General features: G+C 57.2%; 12 protein-coding genes. 7 read left to right on the plus strand and 5 right to left on the minus strand.

Features of this window, described 5'->3' with window-relative positions:
• Positions 1 to 106: 106 nt before the first annotated feature.
• Together ACHUE7_RS18750 and ACHUE7_RS18755 are read left to right on the plus strand one after the other, a co-directional pair.
• Positions 107 to 637 (plus strand): isochorismatase family protein, encoded by a 531-nt coding sequence (locus tag ACHUE7_RS18750; RefSeq protein WP_394171412.1) that lies wholly within the window; start codon positions 107 to 109, stop codon positions 635 to 637.
• 50 nt (positions 638 to 687) lie between these two features.
• On the plus strand, positions 688 to 1,446 hold the full coding sequence (locus tag ACHUE7_RS18755; RefSeq protein ID WP_394171413.1) for a TSUP family transporter: 759 nt from the start codon (positions 688 to 690) through the stop codon (positions 1,444 to 1,446).
• On the opposite strand, the gene ACHUE7_RS18760 is transcribed toward ACHUE7_RS18755, so the two are convergent.
• From ACHUE7_RS18760 to ACHUE7_RS18770, 3 genes are all read right to left on the minus strand, one after another.
• Positions 1,443 to 2,597: an alpha-hydroxy acid oxidase gene (locus ACHUE7_RS18760; protein WP_394171414.1), complete on the minus strand. Its 1,155-nt coding sequence runs from the start codon at positions 2,595 to 2,597 to the stop codon at positions 1,443 to 1,445. The two genes, ACHUE7_RS18755 and ACHUE7_RS18760, sit on opposite strands and share 4 nt — an antisense overlap.
• Positions 2,598 to 2,815: 218 nt before the next feature.
• Positions 2,816 to 3,775, minus strand: coding sequence for an EamA family transporter (locus ACHUE7_RS18765; RefSeq protein ID WP_394171415.1), 960 nt, complete (start codon positions 3,773 to 3,775; stop codon positions 2,816 to 2,818).
• 83 nt (positions 3,776 to 3,858) lie between these two features.
• Positions 3,859 to 4,266 carry a DUF1761 domain-containing protein gene (locus tag ACHUE7_RS18770; protein ID WP_394171416.1) on the minus strand — a complete coding sequence of 136 codons (408 nt, stop codon included), beginning with the start codon at positions 4,264 to 4,266 and terminating at the stop codon, positions 3,859 to 3,861.
• Positions 4,267 to 4,557: 291 nt separating this feature from the next.
• Here ACHUE7_RS18770 and ACHUE7_RS18775 point away from each other — a divergent pair, with 291 nt between their 5' ends.
• A complete protein-coding gene (locus tag ACHUE7_RS18775; protein ID WP_394171417.1) occupies positions 4,558 to 4,827 on the plus strand; it encodes a MoaD/ThiS family protein in 270 nt (89 codons plus the stop codon).
• A 38-nt stretch (positions 4,828 to 4,865) separates the two neighbouring features.
• Positions 4,866 to 5,948, plus strand: coding sequence for a WD40/YVTN/BNR-like repeat-containing protein (locus ACHUE7_RS18780; RefSeq protein WP_394171418.1), 1,083 nt, complete (start codon positions 4,866 to 4,868; stop codon positions 5,946 to 5,948).
• A 181-nt stretch (positions 5,949 to 6,129) separates the two neighbouring features.
• Here ACHUE7_RS18780 and ACHUE7_RS18785 read toward each other — a convergent pair whose 3' ends face one another.
• Complete coding sequence (locus ACHUE7_RS18785; RefSeq protein ID WP_394171419.1) at positions 6,130 to 6,750, minus strand: cation efflux transmembrane domain-containing protein; 621 nt, start codon at positions 6,748 to 6,750, stop codon at positions 6,130 to 6,132.
• A gap of 89 nt (positions 6,751 to 6,839) precedes the next feature.
• Here ACHUE7_RS18785 and ACHUE7_RS18790 point away from each other — a divergent pair, with 89 nt between their 5' ends.
• Positions 6,840 to 7,298, plus strand: coding sequence for a MerR family transcriptional regulator (locus ACHUE7_RS18790; protein ID WP_348476662.1), 459 nt, complete (start codon positions 6,840 to 6,842; stop codon positions 7,296 to 7,298).
• 9 nt (positions 7,299 to 7,307) lie between these two features.
• Here the strand turns inward: ACHUE7_RS18790 and ACHUE7_RS18795 are convergent, their stop codons facing one another.
• Positions 7,308 to 7,706: a MerR family transcriptional regulator gene (locus ACHUE7_RS18795; RefSeq protein ID WP_394171420.1), complete on the minus strand. Its 399-nt coding sequence runs from the start codon at positions 7,704 to 7,706 to the stop codon at positions 7,308 to 7,310.
• 389 nt (positions 7,707 to 8,095) lie between these two features.
• Between ACHUE7_RS18795 and ACHUE7_RS18800 the strand changes: the two genes are divergently transcribed.
• The gene (locus ACHUE7_RS18800) at positions 8,096 to 8,971 is read left to right on the plus strand and encodes a 3-hydroxybutyryl-CoA dehydrogenase (protein ID WP_394171421.1); all 876 of its coding nucleotides are present in this window, start codon (positions 8,096 to 8,098) and stop codon (positions 8,969 to 8,971) included.
• A 132-nt stretch (positions 8,972 to 9,103) separates the two neighbouring features.
• Positions 9,104 to 12,451, plus strand: coding sequence for a methylmalonyl-CoA mutase family protein (locus ACHUE7_RS18805; protein ID WP_394171422.1), 3,348 nt, complete (start codon positions 9,104 to 9,106; stop codon positions 12,449 to 12,451).
• Positions 12,452 to 12,629 lie beyond the last annotated feature (178 nt).

Genomic DNA, 12,629 nt, shown 5'->3' on the forward strand with positions numbered 1-12,629 from the left:
ACAGAAAAACCCGGTCAGGGTTTTTCCTGGTTTTTTTAACAGGCGATATTGCCCTATGAAGAAAACCGACTTTACTATGGGGCACCAACGCCCGAGGAACACCCCAATGCTCATGTCAGCCGCCAAATCCACTCTGGTCCTGGTCGATTTTCAGGGCAGGCTCTTGCCTGCGATCAGCGAAGGTGAAGCGGTAGTCGGGCGAGCCCTTACCCTGGCTACGATCGCCGGGTTACTGGATGTACCCGTTATCGGGACCGAGCAAACGCCCAATAAGCTCGGGCCCAACGATGATCGAATCTATCAGCTCTGCCAGCAAACGCTGCACAAGCATACCTTCGATGCTTGCGAAGGCGGCCTGCTGAATGCGTTAGAAGATCACCGGACTCACGTCATCATCGGTGGCTGCGAGGCTCATATCTGCGTGCTGCAAACGGCCATGGGATTGCTGGATGCGGGCTATCGGGTCTGGGTCGTGGCCGATGCAGTCGGCTCTCGCCTGCCTGCCAACAAGGAACTGGCCTTGCAGCGGTTACGCCAACAGGGGGCTGATATTGTGTCGACCGAAATGGTCGCCTTCGAATGGCTCGGTGAGTCAGAACACCCTCAATTCCGGAACGCACTGGCGCACATAAAATAACGGCAATCGGGTTACACTGGTGCTCCTAACCCTCACCGGATGGCTGTTTTATGCTTGACCAACTGACTCAATGGATGCCGGACTCGCTGAGCGCCTTTGCCTTCTGGAGTCTGGTGTTTGTCAGTTACCTTACGTCAGCCATCACCGCCGCTCTTGGCATTGGCGGTGGTGTCACCCTGTTGGCGATCATGGCCAACCTGCTGCCGACCAGTGCGGTGATCCCCCTGCATGGCGTCGTGCAATTCGGCTCCAATGTCGGGCGGTTAACCCTGCTGTTTCGTGTCGTCGACTGGCGGCTGGTGCTGTGGTTTTCAATAGGCAGCCTGATCGGTTCGGTGGTCGGCGCCGGAGCCTCAACCCAAATGCCTGCCGCCGGTCTGCAGGTCGCCATGGGCCTTTTTATTCTCTACACCGCCTGGCTCCCGCCCATCAAATTACCGTCCGGTAAGAAGTTTCTGTCTCTACTCGGCGTCGTTACTTCGTTCATCAGTATGATTGTCGGCGGTGTCGCGCCGCTGGTTTTTGCGGCGATCAAACCCATGTTCACCGAACGACCCGCACTGGTCGGAACGATGGCCGCGCTGATCAGCGGCCAACAACTCATGAAGGTGTTGTTCTTCGGTTTCTTCGGGTTCGTCTTTACCGACTGGTACCTGATGCTGGCGCTGATGTTGTTCACCGGCTACCTCGGCACCCTGACCGGGCGGATTTTTCTGGAACGGTTCACCGCCGAACAGGTGCAACCGGTTCTGAAAGTGGTGCTAACGCTGATGGCCGCACGACTCTTGTACTTGGGTGTGCTGGGTTAGCGTGAAAACACATCCGGGTTATACAGATTGTGCCGACCGACATTCTGAATATCACGTTCACCGCACAGCGCGAGGCTGACATCCAGTTCATTTCGCAGTATTCGCAGAACATCACTCACACCGGCTTCGCCGGCGGCACCCAGACCGTATAAAAACGGTCGCCCGATGTAGGTGGATCTGGCACCCAGGCACAGCGCTTTCAGCAACGCCTGGCCCGTGCAGATACCGCCATCGATATGAACTTCCAGATCATCACCGACCGCATCCAGAATCGACGGCAGCACTTCGATACTGGAAGGCGCACCATCCAGCTGACGACCACCATGATTCGATACAACAATGGCATCGGCACCGGTTTTCACGGCCAGTTTGGCGTCTTCAGGGTCCATGATCCCTTTCAGAATAATCGGCCCGCCCCAGCGCTCTTTTATCCAGGCGATGTCGTCCCACGACAATTTAGGGTCCAGTTGCTTGGCCGACCATTCCGACAGTGAGGTCATGTTTTCGATGCCTTTGACATGGCCGATTACATTGCCAAACCCCCGACGTTTCGTACCCAGCATGCGCATCGCCCAGGCGGGTCTGGCCATGATTTGCAGCAGACTGTTCAGGCTGAAGGAAGGCGGTGCACTCAACCCATTACGAATGTCTTTATGGCGCTGACCCAGAATCTGAAGATCCAGCGTCACCACCAGCGCGCTGCACCCGGCGGCTTTGGCACGGTCTATCAACCGCCCAATAAAATCCCGGTCGCGCATGACATACAGCTGAAACCAGAACGGCTTGGCGGTATGTGCCGCCACATCCTCAATCGAACAAATGCTCATGGTCGACAACGTAAACGGCACACCGGCTTTCTCCGCCGCCCGGGCAGCGTGAATCTCGCCATCAGCCCATTGCAAACCGGTTAACCCCGTCGGCGCCAGCGCCAATGGCATCGACACCGTTTGGCCAACCATGGTGGTTTCGAGGGTGCGATCACTCATATCAACGGCAACGCGCTGACGAAATTTCAACTTGTCAAAATCCGATGCATTCGCCCGATAAGTCGACTCGGTCCACGAACCGGAGTCTGCGTAATCGTAAAACATCCGCGGTACCCGACGACGGGCCAGACGCTGATAATCGAGAACATCACAGGGCTTAGACATTTGATTCTTCCTTAAACATCACTTATTTCGGTCAAGACAAAACTTACCGCGGATAGAGTGCAGGCTGCCGGGTAGACCTCTCCGGGGAAGTCTGAGGCATGGATGCCGAAGCCTAGGCTCCATGGATGGATCTACGCCGACCCCGGAGAGGTCTACCCGGTAGTCAGCACGAACTCGAGGCAATGACCCCAGCCTGTTCAGCGAAGCTAAACAGGCTGCTAATCACTCGCTTCCAGCGTAATCTCCGGATGCGGACTCTCAGTCGGCGTTGCCCGTTGCGCCAGATATGCCCCGACAACAACGACCAGTGCCCCCGCCAATTGCACAGTCGACAAGGCCTCACCCAGCAGTATCCAGGCCAGCACAATGGCAGTCACCACTTCCAGATACGCCACGCCACCGGCTACCGGCGCCGACAACCGCCGAATGGCCGCAACGCCGGTGGCATACGCCAATGCTGTCGCAATCAACCCAAGCCACACCACCGAGACCATCGCCGAGGTTTGCATGCCGGCAATGGTGATGTCGCCCGCCAGGATCGACCAGGGTAATGCCCAGGGCTGGGCAATCAGTGACAGGGACAGAAAGGCCACAACGCCACCAATGGAAATGAGTGCGAGGGGTTCGACATCGTCCTGTGCCGCATCAGACAGTAAGAAGAAGGAAGCCTGGCCTACTGCAGCACCCGCTGCGAGCAATAAACCGAGTGGATCCAGTACCAGACCCTCCCAGACTTCCAACAGAACCGCCAGGCCCAGTACGGCCAGCGCAACGCCCAGAATCGCTGAACCGGCTACAGGCTGGCGGCGCACCAGAATGACCCAAAGCAGAACCAGAACCGGGCCAAGGAACTCAATCAGCAACGCAATGGCAACGGGAATGCGGGAAACAGCGCCAAAATAAAGCGCCTGAACACCGGCGATGGGGAATACGCCATAGGCGAGCAGCAAACGCCATTGAGTTTGCAACAAACGCCGGTGATGCCAGGCGACCGGCAACAGAATCAGCACCATGCCCAGCAGGCGCAACCAAGTCACATGCAGCGGTGACATGCCTGCCACCATCAGCGGTTTGGCAAAGGCGCCAGCCCCACCGAAGGCAAGTGCAGACAGCAGGGCAAAGCCCAGCCCGGTTAATTTCTGGTGGGCTGCGTCCGGCGCAGTTATAGCAGAGGACATGGTTCAGATTCGGGTTAAAAATGAACCCGGAGTCTACTCCGGCAGACACCTGAATGCATCTGCACGGAGCGTTGCAACAGCCGTTATCGCCAGGCGCCCAATATCAGCCCCATCAGCGTGAAGACAACCGTCCAGTAGCCACCATGAATCAGAATATAGCGCCAGCTGCGCTGTTCAAACAGCCCGGTTACACCAAAGGCAAACAGCAACCAGCCAAAGCCGGTTAAGAAGCCATAAAGGGCACCGGTGCCAGCGTTAATCTCGGGCGTATTCAGAAACATGGCCAGGCAATAAGCCATGATCAGCAAGAAGATAAACGACAGCCCAAAGATTTTGGGCATGTTGGCCGATTTTATTTTTTCTTCGTCCAGTCCGGCTTCACGCATCCAGACATTGGCAAACAACAGGGGGGAATACCAGAGGGCGCCAACGGCGAAGCCGATGAGTGACGCCAACAGAATTGCCCAGATGTTCAAGGTTGCTACGTCCATTCCGTTGTCTCCTTTAGGGAGCCTCTGAATAACTCCCTCAGGGTTAGTGATTCAGAGGCTTCTAAGTTTTGTTGTTGCAAGCCAACCTCCGGGAAGCCCCTGGCTTGGTCATTGAGTATAGAACGAGCGCGTCAGGACGGAAGAAATAATGCGGCCATTTCAGGGCCGCTTTAAGAGGCAGTTCGCGCTGAATAACCCGCTCTCCCTCTGCGATATTCGCGCGAATGAACCACAGGACAACGCCTAAAAGCTAGGCTATGCTGGCCAAATTATCGCAACCGGGCAATAACCATGATCACCGTTACCTTCACGCCCAATCTGCAACGTCATGTGGCGAGCCCACCCCGCGAACTTCAGGCAAACACCGTTGCCGATGCGCTGCACCAAATTTTTGCCAAAAACCCAACGCTCGCGGGCTACATTCTGGATGACCAGCACCGGCTGCGGAAAAACATCGCTGTCTTTATTGACGGCACCATGATTCAGGATCGCAACACCCTGTCCGACTCACTGCAGCCGTCGTCTGATGTGCAGGTGCTGCAAGCGCTCTCCGGTGGCTGATACACCGGAACACAACAACAAAAGCGGGGGAGACTCCCATGAACGAAACCGTGCACATCGGCACCCGAAAAGGGTTATTTCAATTCACGCGCACTGCCCCTGGCCAGTGGCAACGCAGCGAGACGGCCTTTCTCGGCGACCCGGTCACCATGGTGCTGACCGACCCGCGCACGGGCGACCGCTATGCCGGGCTGAACCACGGTCATTTCGGCGTAAAACTGCATGCGGCCCGGGCGGGCACCAATGAGTGGAAGGAAATTGGCACACCGGCCTTCCCGAAGGTGGAAGACGGCGACGGACCTACGGTCGACCTGATCTGGGAACTGGTAACAGGAGGGGAAGATGAACCCGGCACCTTATGGGCAGGCACCATTCCGGGCGGTTTGTTCAAATCGACCGACAACGGCGAAAGCTGGCGACTGATCGACGCGCTCTGGCAAAAACCGGAGCGCGATAAGTGGTTTGGTGGCGGTTACGACAAACCCGGTATTCACTCCATTTGCGTACACCCTCACGACAGCAACACCATTCGGCTGGCCATTTCCTGCGGCGGCGTTTGGGAGAGCACTAACGGTGGAGAAACCTGGCAGCAAACCGGCCAGGGCTTGCGAGCGGCTTTTATGCCACCCGAGCTGGCCTACGACCCGGTCTCACAAGACCCGCACCGCATGGTGCAATGCCCGGCGTCGCCCGACCACCTGTGGATACAGCATCACAATGGCATTTTCCGCTCGGAAGACGGCGGCCAAAACTGGACCGAATTCACCGACGTCTCACCTTCGGTCTTCGGTTTCGCTGTCGCGGTTCACCCAACCCAACCCGATACCGCCTGGTTCGTACCCGCGATCAAAGATGAGCATCGCATTCCGGTAGATGCCCAACTGGTTGTCACCCGCACCAGAGACGGCGGCAAAACCTTCGAAACCCTCAACCGGGGCTTACCCGAAGAACCCGCCTACGACCTGATCTACCGCCACAGCCTCGACATCGACGCCAGCGGCGACCTGCTCGCCTTCGGGTCCACCACTGGCAACCTCTGGGTCAGTGAAGACCAGGGCGACCACTGGCAATGCCTGTCAAAGCACTTGCCGCCCATCAATGTGGTGCGGTTTGATTCATGATCTAGCCTTGTCGTTGAGGCCAGCTTTGTTGGCAATAACTCGTGCCGGATACCGGGTATACCTATCCGGGGTCGGCGTTGATCCATCCATGGAGCCTAGACCGCAGCATCCTTGCTGCGGACTACCCCGGATAGGTATACCCGGCACCCGTCACTTGGTTTTTTGCCAATTCCAAGCTTAGTTATTGAGTTACCTCAAGACGCAACTCACCCATAGCCTGACGAATAATACTCACACTCGATTTCAAAAAGAGCCCGGCCATCAGCGCTGCCACCACCAGATCCGGCCAGGGGCTGGCCGTGAACGCCACCAATACAGCGGCGGCGATTACCGCTACGTTGCCAATCGCATCATTACGGCTGCACAACCAGACGGACCGGACGTTGGCATCGCCATCCCGGTAACGCAGCAGGATCAGAACGCTGGCCAGGTTTGCCACCAGGGCCATCACACCGATAGCGCCCATAATGCCAGCGCTGGGAACGCCCAGAATCCACACTTGCCAGATCGTTGAGCCCAGCACCCAAACCCCCATCAGTGCCAGGCTAATGCCCTTTAACAAGGCCGCACTGGCCCGGGTTCGCAGTGACCGGCCAATCACCCACAGGCTTAGGCCATAGGTCAGTGCATCGCCCAGAAAATCCAGTGCATCGGCTTTCAGCGCCTGCGAACCCGCCCAGGCACCGCCGAGTAGTTCGACCACAAACATAGCCGCGTTTATGACGATAACGGCTACCAAGGCTTGCCGGTAGCCCCGGGTAGTGCCATCAAAATTATTGGTTCCACAACACTGCTGACCCATGGTGATTCCTCGCAATTGTTCAACACAGAGCCCAGTCTATTAGCTACAATGATTGTAGGTTCAAGCACTTTTTTGAGGAGTGTCCAAGCATGCAGCATTACAGCATCGGCCAACTGGCCAAACGACTGAACTGCGCCGTTCAGACGCTGCGGTATTACGAGAGTATAGGCCTGGTCGCGCCGCCGCACCGTACCGAGGGCAACCAACGGCGCTACAGCGATGCCCACCTGAACCAGCTGCGCTTCATTCGCCATGCACGGGAACTCGGCTTCTCACTCGAGGCCATCAAATCCCTGCTGCGCCTGTCACGTCACGCCGACGAGCCCTGTCATGAGGCCAACGCCATTGCCGAAGAGCAACTGACAGCCGTACGTTCGCGGATTGCCCGGCTCCAGGCACTGGAGGAGGAATTATCCCGGATGGTAGGAGTCTGTGAAGGCAATACAGTGGAGCATTGCCGGGTCATTGAAGTGCTGGAAAACCATGCTTTGTGCTTGCATGACCACGACGATGTGAACCTTGAAAAGTCTCTGGCAAACGACTCATAAACTGGGTACTTAGCCCTGCTTTCTGGCCAGCGCCGCCCGACAATCCCGTTCCGCCTGTTCAAGCTCCTGCAAGGTTTTCTCGAGATCCTCCTTCTGTTGCAGCAGCGTCTCCCGATGTTCGGTCAGGGTTTTCAGGTACTGTTCCAGCTGGGGAATCTCATCTTCGGGGGTTTCATAGGCGGTGACCAGTTGCTGGATTTCATCCAGGCTGAAGCCCAGACGCTTGCCACGCAGTATCAGCACCAGCCGGGCACGGTCACGCTTGTGGTAGATGCGTCGCTGGCCATCGCGCTCTGGCGTTAGCAGCCCTCTGTCTTCGTAAAAACGGATGGTTCGCGTAGTGACATCAAACTCACCCGCGAGGTCGCGGATGGTGAAAGTTTGCAGGTCAGGCGTTGCTTTGTTCATATCGTCAGGGTCTTCAGAAGAAAAAACACAGGTCACCAATTCTCGTCAGCTATTACCAACAATCGGGTATAGATCACATACGGTTAGGAATCTGCGAGGGCTGAGTGCCAGGTACCGGGTATGCTTATCCGGGGTAGTCCGCAACAGGGATGTTGCGGTCTAGGCCCCATGGACGGGTTCACGCCGACCCCGGATAAGCATACCCGGTGCCTGGCACGTACCTCCTGGCACCAAGGCATACCAACCTCCAAAGCCTGAGTAACCACAGACCTGTTCGCCAGAGTTTACGGCCATGGTTTGGCACTCATCATCGCCTTAAGTTGACGTTAACGTAAACGAAAACTAGCCTCGGGATCAATAAAAATTACAGCTCATCCACAGGATCCTCTATGACGACGACCGCGTTTAGTACCGACTCACTTCACACTATCGGTGTTCTGGGGGCCGGCACCATGGGCCATGGCATCGCCCAGGTGTTTGCCCAGAGTGGCTATACCGTTCATCTCGTCGATAACCAGCAAGCCCAACTTGAGACCGCTTTAAAAGCCGTCGACCGCAGCCTGGGCAAGTTCGTAGAGAAGGGGAAGCTGACGGCCGACCAGCATTCAGCAAGCCTGGGCCGATTGCACACCCATACCGACATTGAGGTGTTTGCCGGTTGCGACCTGGTGGTCGAGGCCATTACCGAGAACGAAACGGTGAAAATCGACCTGTTTCGCAAGCTCGATGCCCTCTGCCCTGCCGAAACGCTGTTTGCCTCCAACACCAGCGCTATTTCCCTCACTCGCATGGCCGCAGCAACCTCCCGGCCCGATCGTTTTATGGGCATGCATTTCATGAACCCGGTGCCGCTGATGCAACTGGTGGAACTGATTCGGGCGTTGCAAACCTCAGATGAAACCTTCAATGCCATTAAATCGCTCAGCGAACAACTGGGTAAAACACCCATCGAAGTGCGAGACGCGCCGGGCTTTGTGTCGAACCGCATTTTAATGCCGATGATCAACGAAGCCATTTTCACAGTGTACGAAGGCGTTGCCGAAGCCGAGGCCATCGATTCGGTGATGACACTGGGCATGAACCACCCCATGGGCCCGCTTAAACTCGCCGACATGATCGGGCTCGATACCTGCCTGTTTATCATGAACGTCTTACACGACGGTTTTAAAGACCCGAAATACCGGCCCTGCCCGTTGTTAGTACAGATGGTGGATGCCGGTTACACCGGCCGTAAAAGCGGCCGCGGGTTTTACAACTACGACTGAAGTTGCCGCTTTCACACAAGTTTCGGAGTTCGCTTGGGAGACTAGCACCCGGTGCGGGCCAACACCACTGACGTGAACCGAACTCCGAAACTTGGTTGATAACCTCACAGACACCTGTTGGGAAAACGCTTTATGAGCCAAGCTGAAAACACCGCACCGCTGCGCATCATTACCGCCGCCAGCCTGTTCGACGGCCACGACGCCGCCATCAACGTAATGCGCCGTTTGATTCAGGATCGCGGTTGCGAAGTGATTCATCTCGGTCACAACCGCAGTGTTGACGATTTGATCAAAGCCGCCCTGCAGGAAGATGCCGATGGCATTGCGATCAGCTCTTATCAGGGCGGGCATATGGAGTATTTTCGGTATCTGGTCGATCGGCTAAGAGCCAGCGGTGCCGGTTATATGGCCATTATTGGCGGTGGTGGTGGGACCATTACGCCCGAAGAAATCGCTGAACTCGAAGACTACGGCGTTACCCGTATTTACCACCCGAACGACGGCATGAAGCTTGGTTTGCCGGGCATGATCGACGATGCCGTGGCACGCATTCGGGCCGCGCGCGATGCCAGGCCTGCCTCGCTGCCCAGCGATGCCCACCCGGATCTGATTCAGGCATGGGCCCTGTCGGACATTGAAGCGCGTCGCAAAACACCAGACACCAAAAACAAAGGCGCACCAACGCTCGGTTTAACCGGCACCGGCGGCGCAGGCAAATCGAGCCTGACCGATGAACTGGTGCTGCGTTTCGCCACTGAATTCCCCGACAAACGTTTTGCCGTACTGGCGATCGACCCAACCCGGCGTCGTACCGGCGGTGCCCTGCTGGGTGACCGCATACGAATCAACAGCCTGCGCCTGCCCAACGTCTATTTTCGCAGCATGGCGACACGGCGCCAGCACCTGTCGACCAGCGAAGTATTGCAGGATGCCATTGCCGAACTGAGCCACCAGGGGTTCGATCTGGTGTTCGTGGAAACCGCCGGTATTGGCCAGTCCGACAGCGCCATTGTCGACCTGGTCGATTTACCGGGCTATGTGATGACCCCCGATTACGGCGCCGCCAGTCAACTGGAAAAAATCGACATGCTCGATCTGGCCGACTGGATCGTGATCAATAAATTCGATGGTAAGGGCGCCGCCGATGCCTTGCGCGATGTGCGCAAGCAATGGCGACGCAACCGCATTGATTTCGAAGCCAAAGACGCCGACTTGCCGGTCTTCGCCACCATCGCCAGCCACTTTTCCGACCCCGGCGTAAACCGCGTGTTCAATCATCTGTGCCGGCGCCTCAGCGAGACAACCGAGTCTGACTGGCTGTCTGAACTGACCGAGGGTGACCCGGAAGCGCATGTATTAATCCCCGGGGCACAGCAACGCTACCTGGCAGAGATTGCCGAGCAGGGACGTTCCCTGCGCGAACAGCTGCAGAACCAGGCCGACTGCGCCCGTACCGTGCAGCACTTGTATGAAAGCCTGCGCTTGCTCGGCATGGACGATCTCGCGCCATTGACAGAGGTCGCACCCGAAGGCCTCGACGCTGCACAAAAAGTGCTCGCCGAACGGCACAACGCCGCACTGGAACAACTGCTGCCGGAAAGCCGGCGCACCTTGCTCGACTGGGATGCCCTGATGGACTCGGTGCAACGCGACACCTTCGAATACCAGGTGCGCGGCAAGGCCATCACCGGCGACAACTACCGCGACACCCTAAGCGGCAATCGCATCCCCAAAGTCAGCGCCAACACCAGCCAGGACTGGGGCGAACGCGTCTGGTTCAGCGGCCAGGAAAACCTGCCCGGCTACTTCCCCTACACCGCCGGTGTTTACCCCTACCGGCGCAGCGGCGAAGACCCGACACGAATGTTCGCCGGCGAAGGCCCGCCGGAACGTACCAATCGTCGCTTCCACTATTTGTCGCTCGGCCAACCCGCCGCACGACTGTCGACCGCCTTCGACTCCGTCACCCTGTACGGCGAAGACCCGGCTGAACGGCCGGATATTTACGGCAAGGTCGGCAACAGCGGCGTGTCCATTGCCACGCTGGATGACATGAAAAAACTCTATTCAGGGTTTGATTTGTGCGCCCCGACGACCTCGGTATCGATGACCATCAACGGCCCGGCGCCGATCATTCTGGCGATGTTTCTGAACACCGCCATCGACCAGCAAGTTGAAAAACAGTTGCGCGACAACGGCGGATGGGAAGACGCACAACAACGCATCAAAGACATTCTGGGTGATACACCGGTCAGCTATCAGGGTGAACTGCCGGAGGGCCATTCCGGTTTGGGTCTCGGCTTGCTCGGCGTCACCGGCGACCAACTGGTCGATGCCGAAACCTACCAGCGTATTGCCGCCAAAACCCTTACCCAAGTGCGCGGCACCGTGCAGGCGGATATTTTGAAAGAAGACCAGGCACAAAATACCTGCATCTTTTCAACGGAATTCGCCCTGCATTTAATGGGCGATGTTCAGGCCTGGTTTATCGAACGGGCCGTGCGCAATTTCTACAGTGTCAGTGTCAGCGGGTATCACATTGCCGAAGCCGGGGCGAACCCGATCACCCAGCTCGCCTTCACCCTGGCCAACGGCTTCACCCTGGTCGAATATTACCGCGCACGCGGTATGGACATTAACGCCTTCGCGCCCAACCTGAGCTTCTTTTTCAGCAACGGCATGGACCCGGAATATGCCGTCATCGGCCGGGTCGCACGACGCATCTGGGCACGGGCCATGAAGTACCGCTATGGCGCCGATGCCCGCTCGCAAATGCTGAAATACCACATTCAAACCTCGGGCCGATCGCTGCACGCCCAGGAAATTCAGTTCAACGACATTCGCACCACCCTGCAGGCGCTGTATGCCTTGTTCGACAACTGCAACAGCCTGCACACCAACGCGTTCGACGAGGCCATCACCACCCCAACGGAAGACAGCGTGCGCCGCGCGGTGGCCATTCAGCTGATCATCAACAAAGAACTCGGCCTGAACCAGAATGAAAACCCGATGCAAGGCGCCTTTATTCTGGAGTACCTGACCGACCTGGTCGAGGCGGCCGTCTACGAGGAATTCGAGCGGCTGAGTGAACGCGGCGGCGTACTCGGCGCCATGGATACGATGTACCAGCGCAGCAAGATTCAGGATGAATCGATGCTGTATGAACACAAAAAGCACAGCGGTGAACTGCCGATCATTGGCGTGAACACCTTCTTGTCGAAAAAAGACAAAGAGGCCGAAGCCCCCATCGAGCTGATGCGTTCAACCGATACGGAAAAACAACAACAGATCGAACAGGTCGCCCGCTTCCAGCACCAACACAAAGATCAGGTAGCCGACGCACTCACCACCCTGGCCGATGACGCACGGGCTCGTCGTAACTTGTTTGCAACGCTGATGGACACGGTAAAAGTCGCCAGCCTCGGGCAGATTAGCCACGCGCTGTATCAGGTGGGCGGGGAATATCGTAGAAATATGTAGCAGCCGGTTGAGCTGCCACATGCCTACCTTCTCAAGTTTCGGGGTTGCCGACCAACTGAGTGTCAGGTGCCGGGTGTGCCTATCTGGGGAAGTCTGAGGCATGGACTAAAACGCCAGGAGCGTTTTAGCATGAGCGCAGCGAGCCCGAAGGGTGAATCCCAGGGAGGGGATTCATATC

Source organism: Saccharospirillum alexandrii (genome assembly GCF_043641555.1).
GTDB classification, from domain to species: Bacteria; Pseudomonadota; Gammaproteobacteria; order Pseudomonadales; family Natronospirillaceae; genus Saccharospirillum; species Saccharospirillum alexandrii_A.